Annotated in this window: 19 protein-coding genes; 7 read left to right on the forward strand and 12 right to left on the reverse strand. The window is 68.8% G+C overall.

What is annotated here, in order from left to right; translation table 11 throughout:
- Positions 1 to 118 precede the first annotated feature (118 nt).
- From ABZ319_RS27430 to ABZ319_RS27440, 3 genes are all read right to left on the reverse strand, one after another.
- A complete protein-coding gene (locus ABZ319_RS27430) occupies positions 119 to 529 on the reverse strand; it encodes an RNHCP domain-containing protein (RefSeq protein ID WP_354989372.1) in 411 nt (136 codons plus the stop codon).
- Positions 530 to 538: 9 nt separating this feature from the next.
- The gene (locus ABZ319_RS27435; RefSeq protein WP_354989373.1) at positions 539 to 919 is read right to left on the reverse strand and encodes an RNHCP domain-containing protein; all 381 of its coding nucleotides are present in this window, start codon (positions 917 to 919) and stop codon (positions 539 to 541) included.
- Between the two features lie 292 nt (positions 920 to 1,211).
- Positions 1,212 to 1,556: an Lsr2 family protein gene (locus ABZ319_RS27440; protein WP_354989374.1), complete on the reverse strand. Its 345-nt coding sequence runs from the start codon at positions 1,554 to 1,556 to the stop codon at positions 1,212 to 1,214.
- Positions 1,557 to 1,843: 287 nt separating this feature from the next.
- On the opposite strand from ABZ319_RS27440, the gene ABZ319_RS27445 reads away from it, so the two are divergent.
- A complete protein-coding gene (locus ABZ319_RS27445) occupies positions 1,844 to 2,875 on the forward strand; it encodes a fused (3R)-hydroxyacyl-ACP dehydratase subunits HadA/HadB (RefSeq protein WP_354989375.1) in 1,032 nt (343 codons plus the stop codon).
- A gap of 173 nt (positions 2,876 to 3,048) precedes the next feature.
- Positions 3,049 to 3,381, forward strand: coding sequence for a DUF1330 domain-containing protein (locus ABZ319_RS27450; RefSeq protein ID WP_354989376.1), 333 nt, complete (start codon positions 3,049 to 3,051; stop codon positions 3,379 to 3,381).
- A gap of 70 nt (positions 3,382 to 3,451) precedes the next feature.
- Here the strand turns inward: ABZ319_RS27450 and ABZ319_RS27455 are convergent, their stop codons facing one another.
- From ABZ319_RS27455 to ABZ319_RS27480, 6 genes are all read right to left on the reverse strand, one after another.
- Positions 3,452 to 4,321, reverse strand: a complete 870-nt coding sequence (locus ABZ319_RS27455; RefSeq protein ID WP_354989377.1) for a Bax inhibitor-1/YccA family protein — start codon at positions 4,319 to 4,321, stop codon at positions 3,452 to 3,454.
- Positions 4,322 to 4,476: 155 nt separating this feature from the next.
- Positions 4,477 to 5,403 carry an LLM class F420-dependent oxidoreductase gene (locus ABZ319_RS27460; RefSeq protein ID WP_354989407.1) on the reverse strand — a complete coding sequence of 309 codons (927 nt, stop codon included), beginning with the start codon at positions 5,401 to 5,403 and terminating at the stop codon, positions 4,477 to 4,479.
- Between the two features lie 66 nt (positions 5,404 to 5,469).
- Positions 5,470 to 6,609 (reverse strand): methyltransferase, encoded by a 1,140-nt coding sequence (locus ABZ319_RS27465; protein ID WP_354989378.1) that lies wholly within the window; start codon positions 6,607 to 6,609, stop codon positions 5,470 to 5,472.
- A 168-nt stretch (positions 6,610 to 6,777) separates the two neighbouring features.
- Entirely contained in the window at positions 6,778 to 8,220 is a 1,443-nt protein-coding gene (locus ABZ319_RS27470) for an MDR family MFS transporter (RefSeq protein ID WP_354989379.1), read from the reverse strand.
- Positions 8,221 to 8,906: 686 nt separating this feature from the next.
- A complete protein-coding gene (locus ABZ319_RS27475; protein ID WP_354989380.1) occupies positions 8,907 to 10,583 on the reverse strand; it encodes a DUF885 domain-containing protein in 1,677 nt (558 codons plus the stop codon).
- Between the two features lie 42 nt (positions 10,584 to 10,625).
- A complete protein-coding gene (locus ABZ319_RS27480; protein ID WP_354989381.1) occupies positions 10,626 to 11,543 on the reverse strand; it encodes a ribonuclease Z in 918 nt (305 codons plus the stop codon).
- A gap of 122 nt (positions 11,544 to 11,665) precedes the next feature.
- Here ABZ319_RS27480 and ABZ319_RS27485 point away from each other — a divergent pair, with 122 nt between their 5' ends.
- Positions 11,666 to 12,283, forward strand: coding sequence for a hypothetical protein (locus tag ABZ319_RS27485; RefSeq protein ID WP_354989382.1), 618 nt, complete (start codon positions 11,666 to 11,668; stop codon positions 12,281 to 12,283).
- Positions 12,284 to 12,375: 92 nt separating this feature from the next.
- Positions 12,376 to 12,999 carry a DUF305 domain-containing protein gene (locus tag ABZ319_RS27490; protein WP_354989383.1) on the forward strand — a complete coding sequence of 208 codons (624 nt, stop codon included), beginning with the start codon at positions 12,376 to 12,378 and terminating at the stop codon, positions 12,997 to 12,999.
- 83 nt (positions 13,000 to 13,082) lie between these two features.
- On the opposite strand, the gene ABZ319_RS27495 is transcribed toward ABZ319_RS27490, so the two are convergent.
- Entirely contained in the window at positions 13,083 to 13,373 is a 291-nt protein-coding gene (locus tag ABZ319_RS27495; protein WP_354989408.1) for a hypothetical protein, read from the reverse strand.
- Positions 13,374 to 13,535: 162 nt separating this feature from the next.
- On the reverse strand, positions 13,536 to 15,065 hold the full coding sequence (locus ABZ319_RS27500) for an amino acid permease (protein WP_354989409.1): 1,530 nt from the start codon (positions 15,063 to 15,065) through the stop codon (positions 13,536 to 13,538).
- A gap of 385 nt (positions 15,066 to 15,450) precedes the next feature.
- Between ABZ319_RS27500 and ABZ319_RS27505 the strand changes: the two genes are divergently transcribed.
- Positions 15,451 to 16,236 carry a hypothetical protein gene (locus tag ABZ319_RS27505; protein WP_354989384.1) on the forward strand — a complete coding sequence of 262 codons (786 nt, stop codon included), beginning with the start codon at positions 15,451 to 15,453 and terminating at the stop codon, positions 16,234 to 16,236.
- Between the two features lie 96 nt (positions 16,237 to 16,332).
- On the forward strand, positions 16,333 to 17,265 hold the full coding sequence (locus ABZ319_RS27510; RefSeq protein WP_354989385.1) for an alpha/beta hydrolase: 933 nt from the start codon (positions 16,333 to 16,335) through the stop codon (positions 17,263 to 17,265).
- 10 nt (positions 17,266 to 17,275) lie between these two features.
- Here ABZ319_RS27510 and ABZ319_RS27515 read toward each other — a convergent pair whose 3' ends face one another.
- Positions 17,276 to 18,316 carry an NAD(P)-dependent alcohol dehydrogenase gene (locus ABZ319_RS27515; RefSeq protein WP_354989386.1) on the reverse strand — a complete coding sequence of 347 codons (1,041 nt, stop codon included), beginning with the start codon at positions 18,314 to 18,316 and terminating at the stop codon, positions 17,276 to 17,278.
- Between the two features lie 140 nt (positions 18,317 to 18,456).
- Between ABZ319_RS27515 and ABZ319_RS27520 the strand changes: the two genes are divergently transcribed.
- Entirely contained in the window at positions 18,457 to 19,920 is a 1,464-nt protein-coding gene (locus ABZ319_RS27520) for an NAD(P)/FAD-dependent oxidoreductase (protein WP_354989387.1), read from the forward strand.
- Positions 19,921 to 19,924 lie beyond the last annotated feature (4 nt).

Consider the following 19,924-nt stretch of genomic DNA (forward strand, 5'->3'; position numbering starts at 1 on the left):
ACCACCCCACACACACACCCAACCACCAATATATTATAAAGAATAATATAAATAACGAGATTTATGTGTTTGTGAATGGAGTTCAGACTTGTGATCTTCCGATAGGGCGGCACCTCCCTCACAGCGACCGCAGCGCCCTGACTCCCAGGCCGGGATCGGCCAAGGGGCGCAGGGCTATTCGCATCAGCGCCCGGGCGTTGTCGTCGCCCGCCGTGCGGTTCAGCTTGAGCGTTCCGCACGCCAGGCACTGGTGCACCAGCGACCATTCGCCGTTCGCACGCACGGTCAGGCCGACCGCGCGCATCCGGCCGCCACACGACGCGGCCCGGTCCCCCGGCATCCGGTCCACGTGCCGACTGCTCAGACAGTGCGGGCAGTGGTTGCGATGGGCGGTACCTGCCGCCGCGATCGGTACGTCGAGGCGGCAGCCGACGCAGCGGAACGCGTCGCCGAATTCGCCGCCGCGGCCGTGCAATACGGATTTCTCGCGTTGTCTGCGGCCTGGAGCCGCGGTATTCCTGCGTGGCATGGCCGGCGCCTACAGCTCGCCGAACACTTCGAGGGGGAACGGTGGCTCGGCCAGCGGGCGGACGGCCAGTCGCATGAGTATCAACTGGTTGTCGTCGCCGCAGACCGGGTGCAACGCCAGTTCGCGGCAGCGGGTGCAGCGATGCACCAGTGCCCATTCGCCGGTGCGCGACACCGCGATCGACAGCGGTGACATGCGGCCCTGACAATCGGAACCGCCGCCCTCGGCCTGATCGAGGGTGTGGCGCGAATGCAGGCAGCTGGGGCAGTGATTGCGCCGTTCGCCGCCGGGACCGAGCAGGGTCACGGTGAGCCCGCAGCGCATGCAGAGGAAGGTGGAGGTACGCAGCGCCGGGTGGGCGCCGCTGGAACGAGAGATGTTGTCCGACAACTCGGATACTCCTTGCCGTGAGCCGAAATGCTGGCAGGAAGCAGGCCGAGCGCGCCTGACGCCGGTGACTACCGGCAGATGTGGTGCGGGCAGCGATATGTCGTACCGAAGCAACACTCCGAGGCGCTACTCGGCGCGGGCCGGGTCATAGATCACTCCTCCAACCGACGATCGCGGACGCGCCCGATCGGGCGCGGCGGCAACCGTAGCAATGGCGAATCAGCGCTCGCCATCGATTTTTCGCGCAGGACCCCCGGCACAGCCGTGGCCGGGGGTCACCACGCCGGCTGTCTCAACTCGCGACGGCCCGATACGACTCCAGCACCTCGACCGGAATGCGGCCGCGGCTGGAGATCGGCAGGCCCTGGGCGCGAGCCCATTCACGGGCCGCGGTGCTCTCCTGCCGATCCGCCGACGAACGTGCCGGGGTGGCGGTGGCCTTGGTGCGGCGGGTGGTGCCGCGGATCTTGCGTGCGCTGGCGATCCACGGCGCGTACACCTCGCGCAGGGCCGCCGCGTTCTCACTCGACAGGTCTATCTCGTAGTCGATGCCGTCGAGCGAGAATAGGACGGCCTCGTCGGCCGTTGATTCGCCGTCGAAGTCATCAATGATGTTGACGACCACTTTCCGTGCCACGATCATCCCTCCGGTAGGTGCGCTGGCGTCCTCGAACGCGGATGTTCTTCGGGTCAGTTGTACACAGTCCGGTTTCGGGCGTTGATCTCAGGACCTCGCACGGCCCGCGCGCGCGCCGAATTCGCCGGGCTCGAGAAATGAAACGCCAGGTCACAGCCATTCGACTCGAGCAATGCCCCGGATCGCGTCGCCGCCGGGACGCTGTGTGAGAAGGTGGGTTTTCACTCGCGAATCCGGTTGGGGCGATTCCGGTTACGGGTGAGTAGCAATCCTGATGGAGGAGGAGTTTGGTGGAAGCAGCGTTCGACGTCGCCGGTCTGGTGGGACATCGCTACCGGGTCGAGGACTTTTACGAGGTCGGGCGGGAGAAGATCCGCGAGTACGCCCGCGCGGTGCAGGATTTCAATCCCGCGCACTGGAGCGACGCCGCCGCGGCCGAACTCGGATACACCGGGCTGATCGCGCCGACCACCTTCATCTCGACCACCGCGATGCTGGCCAATCGCAGGCTGCTCGACACCCTCATGAACGGCTACGACGTGGTCGTGCAGACGGATCAGGTGTTCGAGATGCACCGGCCGGTGCTCGCCGGCGACCGGTTGATCAGCGACGTCGAACTGTCCTCGGTGCGCCGCATCGCGGGCAAGGATCTGCTCACCATCACCAATACGTTCCTCGATCAGAGCGGCGACATCGCCCAGGTCATGCACACCACCGTGGTCGGGCTGACCGGTGAGGACGTCAACACCGACGTCAGCGACACCATCGACCGGGTGATCATGACCGGGCTCGACACCGCGTCCCGGGCCGGCGGCGTCACCGGCGACGACGGGATCGCCCCGCCCCCGGAAAACGTTGCCGGGCTGTCGGATGTCTCGCGCACCCGTGAGCCGCGCACCACCCTGCGCTTCGACGAGGTCGGCGTCGGCGACGAGCTACCCGCGCGGACCGTGCGCCTGACCCGCGGCGATCTGGTGAACTACGCGGGCGTCTCCGGCGACGTGAACCCCATCCACTGGCACGACGGCGTCGCCACCCTCGCGGGACTGCCCGACGTGATCGCGCACGGCATGCTCACCATGGGCCTGGGCGCGGGGTTCGTGACCGGCTGGCTAGGCGATCCCGGCGCGATGACCCGGTACGGGGTCCGGCTGTCGAATTACACGGTCATCGAGGCGGGTTCGGCGGGCACCGTCGAATTCACGGGGCGGGTCAAGTCGCTCGACCCGGAGACCAGGTCGGCGGTCATCGTGATCGTCGCGAAGTCCGCGGGACGCAAGATCTTCGGGCTGGCGACCGCGGACGTGCGCCTGTCCTGACCATGACGGCCGGACGGGGGCGCGCCCCCCCCCCCCCCCCTCACTTCTGCACAGCGCAGCCGCGCGACCGTCAGGTCGCGCGGCTGTTTTGTTTCTCATTCCCTATCTGGGAATCGACTAGCCGTCACGGGGCGAGAAGGCTGGGGAGAGCACGCATCCCATAAGGAGGCATCATGCCCGCTTACGCCGTTGCCCATCTGCACGATGTCGATGTGAACGCCGGCATCGTCGAGTATCTGAAGCGGATCGACGCCACGTTCACCGAGTTCGGGGGAAGGTTCATCGTCCACGGTGGAGAGCAGCGGGCGGTGGAGGGGCCGGCCGACAGCTACGTCGTGGTCGTCGAGTTCCCCGATTACCAAGCGGCACAGGCGTGGTACGACTCCCCCGCCTACCAGGCGATTGTCGCGCTGCGCACCGAGAACTCGGTGGGTGTGGCGGTGATCGCCGACGGGTGTGGTGCAGACCATGTCGCGACCGACATCCTCGGGCCCGCCGCGGGGTGAGCACACATGCGAAAACGACAGGGCGGGCACCGAATTCCGGTGCCCGCCCTGTCGGCGTATCAGCGATCTACTAGTCGTTGTTGAAGTACGACAGCAGGCGCAGGATCTCGATGTACAGCCACACCAGGGTGACGGTCAGGCCGAGCGCGACGCCCCAGGCAGCCTTCGCCGGAGCGTTGGCGCGGATGAGCTGATCGGCCGCGTCGAAGTCCAGCAGGAAGCTGAAGGCCGCGATCGCGATGCAGACCAGGCTGAACACGATGGCGATGGGGCCACCGTCACGCAGGCCCAGGCCGCCGTCCATGAAGAACGAGGCGATCAGGTTGCCGAGCATGAGGACGACGACGCCGATGAGGGCGCCGACGATCATGCGGGTGAAGCGCGGGGTCACCCGGATCGCGCCGGTCTTGTAGACCACGAGCATGCCGAAGAACACGCCGAAGGTGCCGAGCACGGCCTGCGCGATCAGCGCGGAACCGCCCGCGCCGCCGAAGGAGACGTTCGTGAACATGAACGACAGCGAGCCGAGGAACAGACCCTCGAAAGCCGCGTAGGACAGCACGATTGCCGGGTTGTCCTGCTTACGGCCGAAGGAGGCGACCAGCACGAGCACCAGGCCCACCAGGGCGCCGACGATCGCGAGCGGGGCCGCCAGCGCGTTGTTGGCGTGCACCAGCGCGTAGGCGATGATCGCCGAGATGCTGACGACGCCGAGCGTGATGCCGGTCTTGGTGACGACATCGTCGATGGTCATCGGCCGGGTGGCGGGCACCGGCGGCTGCTGGTACCCGTAGCCCGGGTACTGCGGCGGCTGCTGGCCGTACTGCTGGTTGGCGAACTGTCCGGCTCCAGCGGCAGCCGAGCCGAAGCCCGCGTAACCGCCGCCTTGCTGCTGCTGCGGCGACAGGTTCTTGAAAACCGGGTTCGAGGTGGTGCGCAAGGCGCTTCCCTTTCTGGAGTCGTGGCTCACGGTCCCCGTGGCCTCGTAACTACCGAGTCCAACGATCCGGGGACGGGATAGGTTCCCAACAACCCCGAATCAGACCAGTCGGACTTTACCCGAGCTTTACCGTCTCGCGCCTCCCCTGCGGCGTTCTAGCCCAGCTGACTCATCACCCGGGTGGCGATGAGCTCGAGGTGGTCGAGGTCCTGCAGGTCCAGGATCTGGAGGTAGATCCGGGAGGTGCCCGCGGTCGCGGCATAGGCGGAGATCTTCTCGACGACCTCGTCGGGAGTGCCGGCCAGGCCGTTCTCCTTCAGCTCGTCCACCTCGCGGCCGATGGCGGCGGCGCGGCGAGCGATCTCGGCGTCGGAGGTTCCGACGCAGGCGATCAGGGCGTTGGAGAAGGTGATCTCGGCGGGATCGCGGCCGATGTCCTTGGCGGCGCGGCGGACTCGTTCGAACTGTTCCGCGCTGGCCTGCGCGGACTGGAAGGGCGCGTTGAACTCGGCGGCGTAGCGGGCGGCGATGCGCGGGGTGCGTTTGGCGCCCATGCCGCCGATGACGACGGGGATCCGGTCCTGCGCGGGTTTGGGCAGCGCCGGGGAGTCGGTAAGGGTGTAGTGCTCGCCCGCGAAGGAGAACTTCTCGCCGGCGGGGGTGTTCCACAGGCCGGTGATCACGGCCAGTTGCTCTTCGTAGCGCGGGAACTTGTCGGCGGGGAAGGGGATGCCGTAGGCGGCGTGCTCGGCCTCGTACCAGCCTGCGCCCAGGCCGAATTCGACCCGGCCGCCGGACATGGCGTCGACCTGGGCGACCTGGATGGCCAGCACACCCGGATGCCGGAAGGTGGCGGCGGTGACCAGGGTGCCCAGCCGGATGCGCCGGGTTTCCCGGGCCAGGCCCGCGAGGGTGATCCAGGCGTCGGTGGGTCCGGGCAAGCCGTCGGCGTCGCCCATCGCGAGGTAGTGGTCGGAGCGGAAGAAGGCGTCGTAGCCGAGATCCTCGGTGGCCTTGGCCACGCTCAGGAGGGTGTCGTAGCTCGCGCCCTGCTGCGGTTCGGTGAAGATACGGAGATCGATTCGGCCCATGACCACATTGTGCTCATCGGTTGGTTCGGCGTGCCGGGCGGTGGCCCGGCACGCCCGCTACCCGTGCAGGCCGCGCACCGAACGGGTCACGGTGAACTTGCGATTGCGGCCGATGACATCGGTCTTGCCGACCATGCGTTCCATGACGCCGCGGTAGTTGAGATGGGTGTTGTACACGGTCCACAGCTCTCCACCGGGCCGCAGGACCCGACCCGCCTGCTGGAACATCTTGATCGCCGACCCGGTGTGCACGGCCGCGCCGACGTGGAACGGCGGATTGCACAGCACCAGATCGGCGCTGTTGTCCGGCAGCCCGGACATGGCGTCGTCGCGCAGCACCCGAATGCGGTCCGCGACCTCGTTCGCCGCGGCGGTTTCGCGGGTGGAGGCGATGGCCGCCGCGGACTGATCGGTGGCCGTGACCCGGATGCCGGGGCGGGCCTTGGCCAGCGCGACCGCGAGAATGCCGGTGCCGCAACCGAGATCGACGGCTTCGCGGGCATCGGGCTTCATCCGCCGCAGATGGTCGAGCAGGAAGCGGGTGCCGATGTCCAGGCGCGAACCCGAGAAGGCGGCCCCGTGCGCGACGACCTCCAGATCGTGCTCCTCGAGCCGATTGCGGATCGGGAAGCGGGGTTCGCCGATGGCTTTCGGCTCCGTGGCGAGCAGCACCCGCGACTTCTGCCTGCCCCGGCTGGCCTGGACCGAGCCGAAGGACTCGGCCAGGACGTCGTTCATGGCCGGGGTGAGGTACTTGTCCCGGCCGCCTGCGTAGACCCGGACGTCGGGCGCGGCGAAACGGGCGATGGCATCGGCGGTTTCGGCGAGACCGGCCAGGGCGCGCGGCAGCCGCCACAGCACCACCCGGACATCGGCGAGCAACCGCTCACCTAGCTCGTGCGATCTGTAGCGGTCGGCGAATCCGACGAGCCGGGCGTTGCCGGCCAGGGCGAGTTCGCCGGTGAGCAGGTCCTGGTGGACCCGCACGCCGTGTAGATCGTGCGCGGCGATGGCGCCCAGGGTCAGGGCGCCGTAACCGTCGTCGATCACCGCGACGCGATCATCGCCTGCGGCGGCGAGGAATTCGGCCGCCTCGTCGAGCAGCAATCGATCGGCGGCATCGACCGCGTAGAGATTCACCGCCTCTACATCGGGATACCGCCGCAATCGGCTCAATACATCCTCGACCTCAACCACGCCTACAGTGTGCTAGATCATTGCCGACCCGTCCCAATTGGCTCGAATCTCGTCATCGGGCCGAGCGATTCGCCGGGTTGCCCGTGCTTCGCGCGCCGATGACTCGTCGGCCGTGCCACGGTGTGGCGGAGTTCGCGCGGGTGGCGTGTCGGCGATCCGGTCGGCGGTTCAGTGCGCGGTCGGCTCGGGCGTGGCCCCGGCCGCGACCTCGATCGTGCGGCTCGGCATCATCGCCGCCGCCCCGACCATGACCACCGCCATGACCGCGACGCCGATGAAGACCACGTGGATGGCGGGTGAAAGCACCTCCGGCGCCGGATGATCCGTCTCACCGATGCGCGCGTTCACCAGCGCGCCGAACAGCGCCACGCCCAGCGCGCTGCCGAGCGAACGGGCGAACATGTTGGTGGAGGTGACCACGCCGCGTTCGGACCATTCGGCGCTGGCCTGCGCGGCGATGAGGGTGGGGCTCGCGACCAGGCCCATTCCCATGCCGACGACGAAGCAGCCCAGCGCCACGCGCAGTAGCCCGGAATCGGAGTCGACGAGCAGCAGACTGGCGGCGCCGATCGCGGCGAGCGAGCTGCCGATGACGGCGGTTCTGCGGAATCCGATGCGCAGGTAGATCTTTCCCGCCTGCGAGGCCATGAGCGGCCAGCCCAGCGTGAGCGCGCCCACGGTCAGGCCCGCCACCAGTGCGCCGGTGCCTAGGACGCCCTGGGCGAAGGTCGGCACGTACGAGGTCAAGCCCAGCAGGATCGCACCGACGAGCAGCGACACCAGGCTGCTGGCCACCAGCACCCGGCGGGTCAGCACCCACAGCGGCAGAATCGGATTCGCCGCGCGCCGCTCCACCAGGCCGAACAGGACCAACACGAGCGCGCCGCCGATGAACAGCGCCAGGCTGACCGGCGAATTCCAGGCCCACGCCTGCCCGCCCTCGAGCAGGGCGAGGATCAGCGCGCCGGCGCCGAGGGTGAGCAGCCCCGCGCCCGCGTAGTCGATGCGGTGGCTGCGCCGGGGCGCGACCTCGGTGAACTTGCGCAGGATCATCCAGCCGGCCACCGCGGCGAGCGGCAGATTGACCAGGAAGATCCAGCGCCAGCTGATGTATTCGGAGAAGACGCCGCCCAGCAGCGGGCCGAGCACCGAGGACATCGCCCACACGCTGGCCAGGTACGCCTGGACCTTGGCGCGCTCGGCCAGGGTGTAGAGGTCGCCCGCGATGGTGATGGACATCGGCCCGACCGCGCCCGCGCCGATGCCCTGCACCGCGCGGAAGATGATGAGCCCGAGCATGGAGGTGGCCAGCCCGCACAGCAGCGAGCCGAGTGCGAAGACCGCGATGCCGAAGAGCATGACGGGCTTCCGGCCCAGCATGTCGGCGAGTTTGCCGTAGATCGGCACGGTCACCGCCTGCGCCAGCAGATAGATCGAGAACAGCCACGGGAACTGCGAGAAGCCGCCGAGTTGATCGGTGATGGTGAGCACCGCGGTCGCGATGATCGTCGAGTCCAGCGCCACCAGCGAGGTGGCCAGCATGATGGCCGCCAGGATCGGCCCCCGCTCCGAACGCAACCCGATCGACGACTTCAACCCGGTAGCCGTCACCGACAACCCCTTTCGTTAGCCCAACTCACCACCTGAGTCGAACACCCCGCCCCACCCGCTATTCCGGTTTCCCGGAATGAACCGGCGGGAGGTGAACGAACGCACGGCTGGGCGACCACAAGCGCAACCCACGCACACGAAACGAACCGCACGCTCCGGCAGGTCGGCACGCCCGGCTCGTCGACGAGTCGCATCCTGCCCGCCCCCACGGCCACGAGACCACCCGTTTTCCACCCTGTGGAACAGCCCGCCCACGCAGAACCGTCACCGGGTCGCGCAACGCCGAGCCCGCCCGCCGAAGAATCGAGGACGACCGCCCCCGGACCCGCTGTGCCCTCGACCAATTCGAGTCCGCCCGAGCCCTCGCCCTCGACCCTGGTCCGAACGATGCGAGGCCCCGCCTGGTGCTTGCCACGCACGCGGCGTTCGTACGGCTCGGACCGCAGGCGCGAGGGCAGGTTGCGCCGGGCGCTCCAAGAAGAACGGGCCCGGACCGAGGTGTCCGGGACCAATCAAGGCCCGCCCGAGCCCTCGAACCGGCGGCACCGCACGCGAGCCCGGCAACGCGGGCAAGCCGGATGCCGAGCGGGCGTTCGCCGTTGGGGAACGCCGCTACTGCCGTCCGGACGTTGCACGGGCCGCTCCGTGCCTCGGCCGCCCGGCGGATATCGTGCGGGGACGGAGCGTCAGAGGGTCGAGACCAGGTCGCGGAGCACGGGGAGGCTTACCGAGCCGGAGCCGAGGACGCGGTCGTGGAAGGTCTTGATGTCGAAGGCGGGACCCTGGCGTTGTTCGGTGGCGGCGCGCAAGCGGCGGATCTCCAGCTGGCCGACCTTGTAGGCCACGGCCTGGCCGGGCATCGCGATGTAGCGGTCGACCTCGGTGCGGATCTCCTCCACGCCGACGGGGGCGTTGGCGACCATGAAGTCGATGGCCTGCTGACGGGTCCAGCCCTTGGCGTGCAGGCCGGTGTCGACCACCAGGCGGCACGAGCGCCAGGAGTCGGCGGCGAGCATGCCGATGCGGGTGAGATCGTCGGGGTAGAGGCCCATTTCATCGGCCAGGCGTTCGGTGTACAGCGCCCAGCCCTCGACGAAGGCGGTGTTGGAGAAGGACATTCGCTGGAAGCGCGGCAGCTGATCGAGCTCGTTGGCGATGGTGAGCTGCAGGTGGTGGCCGGGAATCGCCTCGTGGTAGGCGACCGACGCGGTTTCGAAGCGGTTGCGGCCCTTGGGATCATGCTGGTTCACGTAGTACGCGCCGGGCCGGGAGCCGTCCGCGGCGGGCGGGAAGTAGTAGGCCGGGGGCGCGTCGGCGGCCAGGAAATCGGGAACCGGCAGGATGTCGCAGGACCGGCGGGGCAGGCGGCCGAACCAGTTGCCCATTTCGGCCTGCGCGGCCGCCAGGCAGGCGCGGGCGTCGACCATGATCTCTTCGCCGTCGGCGTAGCGCAGCGACGAATCCTCGCGCAGCCTGGTGAAAACCTCGGTGAGCCCGGAGATTCCGAACAGGCGCGAGCCGACCTCGGCGTACTCCGCGCGCAGCCCGTCGAGTTCGTCGAGCCCGAGCTGATGGATCTCTTCGGCCCCCAGGTCGGGCAGCGTGGTGTGCTGACGCAGCAGGCGGCGGTAGATGTCGGCGCCGTCCGCGCCGAGCCAGCACAGGCCGGGCTGTTCGTCCGGGCGCGCGGCGGGCAGCAACTCCCCGGCCAAGGCGTCGCGATAGGCGCCGAAGGCCGGCCGGATCACCTCGCGGGTCACCTCGGCCAGGTCGGCGCGCCAGGCGGATTCGCCCGCCCAGTCCGCGGGGCCGGCGAAGGTGACGAAGGGATCGACGGCGATGTCGCTGGCCAGGTAGCCGTCGAGCTGGTTGAGCGAGCGTTCGATGGTGATGCGCGCCGGGGTGCGCCCGGCGTCCAGCCCGGCCCGGAATCGCTCGACCGCCTGGGCCAGGAACCCGCCGAACTGCCGGTACCGCAGCACCAGATTCGCGGCGTTCTCGGGCTCGGGCGCGTTGAGCTGCGGCGCCATGGTGAGCAGGCCGGCGTGCACGCCCGACATCTGATCGGAGGCGAGTTCGAGTGGCCGCCACTCCAGATGTTCTGCGGCGGTGATCAATTCATTGCGCAGCAGGCCGCGGGTCACCCGGTCCTGATCGTCCAGGCGCTCGGGATCCAGCGCGTCGACCGCGGTGAGCAGCGAACGCCAGGTGCTCAGCAGCCGCTGTTCGGCGGCCTCGGACAGATCCTCGATGCGATCGTCGAATCGCCTGTCCCCCAGCAGTGTTGCCTCACTGGGCGCGGCCTCCAGCGCGGCGTCCCAGTAGCGGTCGGCAAGAGCGATGAGTTCCTCGTGCGCATCCATGGCCCCCATCATGCCCGCCGCACCGCTGCGGCACGGCACCGCTCACAACCGATGCGGCACCGGGATTCGCATCAGATCCGCCGCCACCACGATCTCCCCGTCGAACCGCTCCCGCGCCTCGCTCAGATGATCGTCGAGGGTGCGATACCGCTGCGAGAAATGGGTGAGCACCAGCGTGCGGGCCCCGGCCTTGGCCGCGACCTCCCCCGCCTGCCCCGCGGTGAGATGCCCGAACTCGGTGGCGAGATGGGTGTCGGAATCGGTGAAGGTGGCTTCGATGACCAGCATGTCCACCCCGGCCGCGAGATCGTGCACCCCGTCGCAGAGCCGGGTGTCCATGATGAAGGCGAAGCTCTGCCCGCGGCGCAGTTCGCTCACGTCCTCGAGGGTGATGCGCCGCCCGTCCAGCACGACCTCGCCGTCGCGCTGCAATCTGCCGACCACCGGCCCGGAGATCCCGAGTTCGCGCAGCCGATCCGGCACGATGCGCCGTCCGTCCGCTTCGGTGAGGCGATAGCCGAAGGCCTCGACCGGATGCGACAGTTTCGCGGTGCGCAGCGCGAAAGGCGCGGCGTGCGCCGGTAGTTCACCGTCCTCGGCGATGGGATGCGGCCGCAGTTCGGCGGTCTGGTGATACGCCGTGGAATTACACAGTCGCTGGAAGTACTCCTCACCCGAGCCCGGGTAGTACACGTCCACCGGATGCGGTACCCGATCCAGGCTGATCCGCTGCACCACCCCGGCCAGGCCCAGGCTGTGATCGCCGTGGAAGTGCGTGATGCCGATTCGCGTGATGTCGGTGGCCGACACCCCGGCGTAGATCATCTGCCGCTGCGTGCCCTCCCCCGGGTCGAACAGCAGCCCCTCGCCATCCCAGCGCAGCAGATAGCCATTGTGGTTGCGCTGCTTGGTCGGTACTTGGCTGGCCGTTCCGAGGATGACCAGTTCGCGCTGTGACACGGCGTCAGGCTACCCGCCCGCACCGCCGAAGCCCGGGTCGCCGGCACCCGGGCGCGCCACGCGACGCAATACCAGCGGGGGGTATCGATCCGCGCGCGGTCCTGACCACATAGAATGGCCGCGTGATGGATGAACGGTCGCACGCTACCCGGCTCGCCCGGGCGTTCGGCCTGTTCACCCTGCTGGCCGGAATCGCGATCATGCACGCGCTGGTCATCGGTACTGGCCACGCCGCGACCCCCGATCACGCCGGGTCCGCGAGCCACTCGGCCGTACACGGCACGACCGCCGATCACACCCTGTCACCGGACCGGCTCGGGCCGATGGACCAGCCGCACGCCGCGAGCCCGGCCGGCGCAGATGCCTCGCCGCACGCGCAACTCGCGCACCCGGTCGGCGCGGATGCCGCGCATCACCCGCAACTCGCGCACCCGACCGGCACCGATGTCTCGCGCCCGTCGGATTCGACAGCCGGTCTCTTCCACGCCCAGGGCACCGCACCCGCGATCGACGTGCCCGATTGCGGCGGCGATTGCGGCAGCGGGCACGCCGGTCTGCACGGCTGCGTCTTCGTCCTGACCGCGCTACTGCTCGGCCTCGGCCTGGCCCTGCTGGCCTGGGTCGGCCTGACCCGCCCCGGCGGCATCCGCGAAACACCGCGCCAAGCCCGCGCGCAGCACGCCCGCCCACCCCCGTGGACGGTCCCCACCCTGGCCGATTTGGCGATCCTGCGGATCTGATGGGCGCCCCCGCCGCCGCGTATCCCGCACGCGGAGCCGGGTTCTCGCATGCCCTTTTCCAGATTTCGAGCTGATTCCCAAGGAGTACAGCCATGTTCAGTGCCACCCGCACCACGTCCGTCATGATCGCCGGCGCCGCCGTGATCGCCCTGGTCACCGCCGGTTGCGGCAGCGATGACGACTCGCAGGTCACCGCGGCGAGTTCCACCGCGACCACCCTCACCTCGGCGCCGGCCGCGACCCGCACCGATTTCGACGAGGACGATGTCAGCTTCCTGCAGATGATGTACCCGCATCACGCGCAGGCCGTGGACATGGCGGCCATGGTGCCGTCGCGGTCGCAGAATCCGGAGTTGATCGCGCTCGCCGCGAGCGTCGAGCAGGCCCAGACGCCGGAGATGCAGCAGATCACCGCGCTGCTGACGGCCTTCGGCAAGGGCGCGCCCAGCGCCACCGCGGGCGGGCACGCCGGTCACGGCGGCATGAGCGGCATGATGACCGAGGCGCAGATGACCGAGCTGCAGGGGCTGACGGGCGTCGAGTTCGACCGCATGTGGATGCGCATGATGATCGAGCATCACGAGGGCGCGATCACCATGGCCAACGCCGAGCTCACCGACGGGGTGAACCCCGACGCGAAGGCGATGGCCAAGGCGATCGTGACCGGCCAGCAGACGGAGATCGATCAGATGCGCACGATGCTGGGCCAGAAGTAGCGGCGATCATCGAGCTACTGAAATAGCAAAGGGTGCACCGGCTTTCCGGCGCACCCTTTGCTGGTGGTTCACTGCGGTCGGCGTCAGCTGCCGATGACCGTATTCATGATCGTTCCGGCACTGGTGGCGGTGGCGCCGCCGATCATGGCTCCCGCCACCATCTTCGGCGATTCGAGACCGCCTCCGCTCCACTTCTCCCAGGCGAAGCGGCCGCCGCCGTAGGTGATGGCGGTGACGCCGGACAGCATGGTGAACCAGGTGAAGTAGCGGACCAATTTCATCAGCTTGTCCGCCACCGGCGGGGTCTCCGGTGTCGGATTGCCGATCTGCGCGACGACTGTCGTGTACGTGTCGTGCACGGCGGCGAGGAGCATGCTCACGATCGGTTCCTCTCGAATGCTGAGGTGGTGCTGATGGCGAAACCTGTGGCGCAACTCTCACTAATAGGTGCAATTACACCTCGAGCCACAGGTTGCCGCCGGGACGACACACCACCCGAACCGAACTCGAGCAGCCGACCAGCTACCCCGCCCCGGTCACTCCGGCGTGGCGCGCAGCAGCGAGTGTTTGCGGCCGTACAGGTAATAGACGACGAAGCCGAGCGCCATCCAGACCAGGAAGCGCAGCCAGGTCTCGACCGACAGGTTGAACATGAGCCACGCGCACGCGATGACCGACAGGATCGGCACGAACGGCACCAACGGCACCTTGAAGCCCCGCTCGAGATCCGGGCGGGTGCGGCGCAGCACGATCACGCCGATCGACACCAGCACGAAGGCGAAGAGCGTGCCGATGTTGACCATTTCCTCGAGCGTGCCGAAGTCCACGAAACCGGCAAGCAGCGCGCAGATCGCGCCGACGATGTAGGTGATGCGGACGGGCGTGCCCTTGGCCCCGGTCTGAGCCAGCTTGCGAGGCATCAGACCGTCGCGGGCCATGGCGAACAGCACCCGGGTCTGCCCCAGGAACAGGACCATGACCACGGTGGTCAGTCCGGCGAGCGCGCCGATGGAGATGATGTTCTTGGCCCAGGTGACGCCGTTGATCGCGAAGGCGGTGGCCAGGGTCGCGTCGTCGCCCTGCAGATCCTTGTAGGACACCATGCCCGTCAGCACCAGCGACACCGCGACGTACAGCACGGTCACGATGGCCAGCGAGCCCAGGATGCCGCGCGGCACGTTGCGCTGCGGATTCTTGGTCTCCTCGGCCGCGGTGGCGACGACGTCGAATCCGATGAAGGCGAAGAACACGATGCTGGCCGCGGCGAGCAGGCCGTACCAGCCGTAGGTGGTGTGCCCGCCGCCGGTGACCAGTGAGAACAGCGACTGGTGCAGCGTTCCCTCGGCGCCGCCCTCGACCGGCTGCGACTCCGGGACGAACGGTTTCAGGTTGTCGACCTTGAAGTAGGTAGCGCCGACCACGACGACCAGCGCGATGACCGCGAGCTTGATGGCGACCGCGACGGCCGAAACGCGCGAGGAGAGCTTGGTGCCCATGGCCAGCAGCACGGCCAGCACGGCGATGAGCAGGACGGCGCCCCAGTCGAATGTGACGTCCCAGTGCCAGCCGCCGATGTCGATCGCGCCCAGGTTCAGCACCGGGCTGTGCCCGCCCATGACCACGCCGAGGTACTGCGACCAGCCCTTGGCGACAACGGCTGTGCCCAGGGCGAATTCGAGGATGAGGTCCCAGCCGATGGTCCAGGCGACGAGTTCGCCGAAGGTGGCGTAGGAGAAGGTGTAGGCGCTGCCCGCGACCGGCACGGTGGAGGCGAACTCGGCGTAGCAGAGCGCGGCCAGACCGCAGGCGATGGCGGCGAACACGAAGGCCAGCGAGACCGCGGGTCCGGCGTAGTTGCCGGCGGTGCGCGCGGTCAGGGTGAAGATGCCGGCGCCGACCACGACCGCGACGCCGAAGACCGTGAGGTCCCAGGAGGTCAGATCCTTGCGGAGTTTGGCGTCGGGCTCGTCGGTGTCGCGAATGGACTGCTCGACGGACTTGGTGCGCCACAGCGCGCTCCGGCGTCCGGAGGCGGGTCCGGTCCCATCCCGCTGGGGGTCCGATATCGCCACTGTGTCTCCTATGTCTGGCTTCTCGGCAACAATGCAGTTCAGCAGCGAGCGGTCACCACGCGGTTCGCACTCGTGCCTGTTCTCTTGCCATCGCATGCAACCGGCAGACAGAAACCCTGGTCCTGCCCCGGTGCTGCGCTCGGCCTCGGGGCGAGACCTGAGTTGTCGGCGTCACATCGCACCGTATCACCAACTGGTACGAACCAGTTCAGCAACCAGACGGACAACATTCACCCGATTGCGTGCTGAACGAGGCCGGGGCCACGATGGGCGGACTCACTTAGGGTGGGGTATGTCGTTCGGGGACGAGTCCGCCAGAGGTGATCGTGATGCCCTGGATCGGGTGCTCGTAAACGCGCGCGGGGTCAGGGTTCACGAGATGCGGGGCGATTCCACGCCGCTGCTGACCGAGCGCGATCCGGTTGCGGTGCGGGCACTGCGCACGGCGCTGCGCATCGCCGATCTCCCCGGATTCGTGTGCATGTGCTGGGGTGACGTGGCCCTGGACTTCCTGGACGACCGGGACGCGGCCCTGACCCGGGTCACCCTGCACCACGGGTACTCGGTGCGCTGGGAGGGCTGGCGCGAGGACGCGGTACTCGCCGCGGGCGAGCTGTCGCTGGAGTGGCTCGCGGTGCGCGGGGTCACCGGCCCGCTGCGTGAGTTCCGCGCCGCCGAACGCCGTGCCGCCGAGGCCGAACGCGTCGAACGACTATGGGCGGCGGCCGTTCCCGAACCCCTCGAGGTGTACACCCCGCTGTTCCTGGACACCTCGCGCACCGGCGGGCGCCTCCCCGGGTCCCAGCTCGCCGAGATGTGGGAACTGCTGTGCGCCGCGCATCCGGACGCCGTCGCGCGTGTGCTGCGGCTGCTCACCTGGTATTCCGCGGGCACCGGCGCCTACTCGGGTTATCCGGTGCACGAGGGTATTCCGGCCCAGTTCCTCGATTGCGAGACGCCGCGCGATTTCGCTCGCGCGGTGGAGCGGGCCGATCAGCGGGCGCTCGCGGGCGCGGTCCGCTACGTCATCGGCTGGCATACCCGGCATCGGGTGGACGGCCTGCTGATGGCGCTGTCGCCCGCCGCCCGGCAGCGACTGCTCACGCACACCCGGGACACGGAGACGCGCGGCTGGCTGGCACGGCGGATCGCCCGTTTCGACTAGGAATTCGACCGGGCATCGGCGGGCCGGCTCGCTCGGCGCACCCGGCCCGGACCGGTGCTCGTTGATAGCCGCGGATTGGACGGGGATGCTGGACCGGTGAGCATCGTCGAGTTCCCCGAACACAATGTGGGCCCGAAATGGAAGGGCGAGCGCGTCGGATACTTCCGCGACGCGGCCGGGTACGCACGCTACCGCGACGCCTACGGGGCGGGTTTCGAGCTGCTGCCCGCGCCGAAGGAGACGGTGGACGTGCCCACCGACCGGGGCACGGTGCGGGCCTACCGTTTCGGATCCGGGTCCGGCACGCCCCTGGTGCTGCTGCCGGGGCGGCAGTCCGCGACCCCGCTGTGGGTGTCGAATCTGCCGGGTCTGCTCGCGCTCGGGCGGCCCGTGATCACCATCGATCTGCTGGGCGAACCGGGCGCGAGCGTGCAGAGCGCGCCCATCGCCGACGGCCGGGAACAGGCCGACTGGCTGGCCGCGGCCCTGCTCGCGCTGGAACCCGGCCCGGTTCATCTGCTCGGGGTGTCGATCGGCGGCTGGTCGGCGGTGAATCTCGCGGTGCACCATCCGGATCGGGTGGCCTCGCTGGCGATCCTGGACTCGCCCTTCGTCTTCGGCGGCGTCAGCCCGAAGATGATCGTGGTGTCGCTGGGCTCGGTCCTGCCCGGCATGCCCGAGTCCTGGCGGGACACCCTGTTGAGCTGGATCTCCGGCGGCGCGCGCACGCCGCGGGATTCGCCGGAGGGCAGGCTCATCGCCTCGGGCATGCGCGATTTCGCGGCCTTCCTGCCCATGACGAAAAAGCCCGATCGGCAGCAGCTTTCGGCCCTCGGGAAGCCGTTCCTCGGCATCTTCGCCGGGCGCAGCATCGTGCACCGGGCGAACCGCATCGCGGCTCGGGCGCGAAAGTTGTTGCCCGCCGCGCGGATCGAGGTGTGGCCGGAGGCATCCCACGCCATCAACGGCGAGTTCCCCGATCGCATCGCGACCCGCGTCGGGGAGTTCCTCACCGAGATCGACGGCTGAGGCCCGGCGGTCAGGGCACCAGGACCGCGCGCCCGCGGATGTGACCCTGGTCCAGGCGCTGCAGGGCATCCGGGCCGTCCACCAGATCGAAGCGCTCGACCTCGATGCGCAGCTTGCCCGCCTGCGCCAGGCCGACGCAGTCGTACAGGTCGGAGCGGGTGCCGCCCAGCGACTTCCGGACCGAGGCGCCCCAGGGCAGGCCGGGCCCGCCGGCCGGTCCGGCGTTGATCTCGGGGATGCCGTCGCCGATGCCGACCATGCGATAGGCCCCGTTGGGGGCCACGGTCTCCACGGACAGCTTGGCGGTGGCGTTCACGCCGACGAAGTCGAAGACCGCCTCCGCGCCGCGGCCACCGGTGAGCTCCAGGATCTCCTTCGCGGTGTCCGGCCCGGCGATCAGTCCGATATCCGCGCCGCAGGCGGCCGCGAGTTCCAGCTTCTCGGGCGCGACGTCCACGGCGATGACCCGCACACCGGCGATGGCGTCCAGAATCTGCAGCGCCACGTGCCCGAGCCCGCCGATGCCGATGGCCACGGCGGTGCCGCCGGGCCGAAGCGCTTCGCGCGCACCGCGAATGGAGTGGTAGGTGGTCAGCGCCGCGTCCGCGATGGGCGCGGCCTGCAGGAAGTCCAGGTCGCCGATGGGCACGAACGAGGTGGCCGGGATCCGCACGTACTCGGCCATGCCGCCCTCGATACTCAGACCCGGGCACGGCGGCATGGCCACGCGCCCGGCGGCGGCGCAGACGTTCTCGTTCCCGCTCATGCACTCGCGGCAGACGCCGCAGGTCCAGAACAGGTACACCAGACCGCGTTCACCGATATCGCGGCCCCGCACCTCGGATCCGACGGCCTCGATGGTCCCGGCGATCTCGTGGCCGAGGGTGAGCGGGTCCTCGCGTATGCGGTACGGGAAGTTGACCAGGGTCAGATCCGAATGGCACACACCCGCCGCGCCGACCTTCAGCAGCAGGTCGTTGGGCCCGATGTCGGGGACCGGGATGTCATTGATCGCGACCTTCTCGGGGCCGGTCCACTGCAGTGCTCGCATTCTGACTTCCTTGGTTCGAGCTTGTGATCCGGCGCACACGGTAGCATTCGCTATACACCGCGTCTAACGAATGACAGAATGTCTACCGATATTCCGGAAATCCTCCCGGCCCCCGGGAGGCGAATCTAGGCTGCCCACCCATGAACGAACCGCGCATAGCCGTCATCGGCGCCGGAATCTCCGGTATCTGCATGGGGGTCGCCCTGCGGCGCAATGGTTTCCGGCACTTCACGATCTACGAGAAGGCCGCCGGGTACGGCGGGACCTGGCACGCGAACACCTATCCGGGCCTCACCTGCGATGTGCCCTCGCGGTACTACCAATTCACCTTCGCGATGAATCCGGACTGGTCGAGGCTGTATTCGGCGGGATCGGAGATCAGGGACTACCTCGCCGCGACGGCCCGGGCACACGGGCTGCACGAGCACACGATCTTCGGCGCCGAGGTGACCGCCGCGGAGTTCGCCGACGACGGGTGGACCCTGACCACCTCCGGCGGCGCGGTGGAACGCTTCGATTTCGTGCTGTGCGCGACGGGCTTCCTGCACCGGCCCCGGCGGCCCGACATCGCCGGTCTGGACGACTTCGCGGGGGTGCTCGTGCACTCCGCACGCTGGGATCACGGGGTGGACCTGACCGGAAGGCGCGTCGGGGTGATCGGAACCGGCTCCACCGGAACACAATTGGTGAGCGAGCTGGCGGGCCGGGTCGCTCGCGTGGTGATGTTCCAGCGCACGCCGCAGTGGATTCTGCCGACCGTCAATCGCGCCTACTCCGACCTGACCAAAGGGGTGTACCGGCGCTTTCCCCGCCTCGGCGGCCTCGCGTACCGGATGAATCGCGCTGTCTTCGGGATTTTTTCGCGGGGACTGACCCACCCGGGGCGAGTGCGCCGGCTCATTCAGTGGGTGGTGCTGCGCAATCTGCGCACCGTCCGCGACGAGACGTTGCGCGCCAAGCTCACCCCCGACTATCAGGCCATGTGCAAACGCCTGGTGGTCTCGGATCGGTTCTACGAGGTCGTGCAGCGGCCGGACGTGGAACTGGTGACCGAAAGCATCGACCACGTCCAAGATTCCGGGGTGGTCACCGCCGACGGGACGCTGCACGAACTCGACGTCCTCGTGCTGGCAACGGGTTTCGACTCACACGCCTACATGCGGCCGATGACCGTCACCGGCACGGCCGGCCGCACCCTGGACGCGGCCTGGGCCGCGGGTCCGCGCGCTTTCGAGGGCGTCATGCTGCCGGGCTTCCCGAATCTGTTCATGCTCATCGGACCGCACAGCCCCTTCGCCAACCATCCGCTCACCGCCGTCGCCGAGGCGCAGGCGGCGCGCATCGTGAGCTGGTTGTGCCGTTGGCGCGCAGGCGAATTCACGACCGTCGCGCCGACCGCGGCGGCCACCGACAGGTTCAACGCCCGGATGCGGGCGGCCGCGCCCGACACCGTGTGGACCACCGGCTGTCAGAGCTGGTACCTGGGCAAGGATGGGCTGCCGGAGCTCTGGCCGTGGAGCCCGTCCGCCTATGAGAAGCTCATTCGCAGCGCGCCGGACCCCGTCGATTACGAACTGGGGCCGCCGGTCCCGAGCGAGAAGTGAGAGC

Source organism: Nocardia sp. NPDC005978 (assembly GCF_040614455.1).
Taxonomy (GTDB): Bacteria; Actinomycetota; Actinomycetes; order Mycobacteriales; family Mycobacteriaceae; genus Nocardia.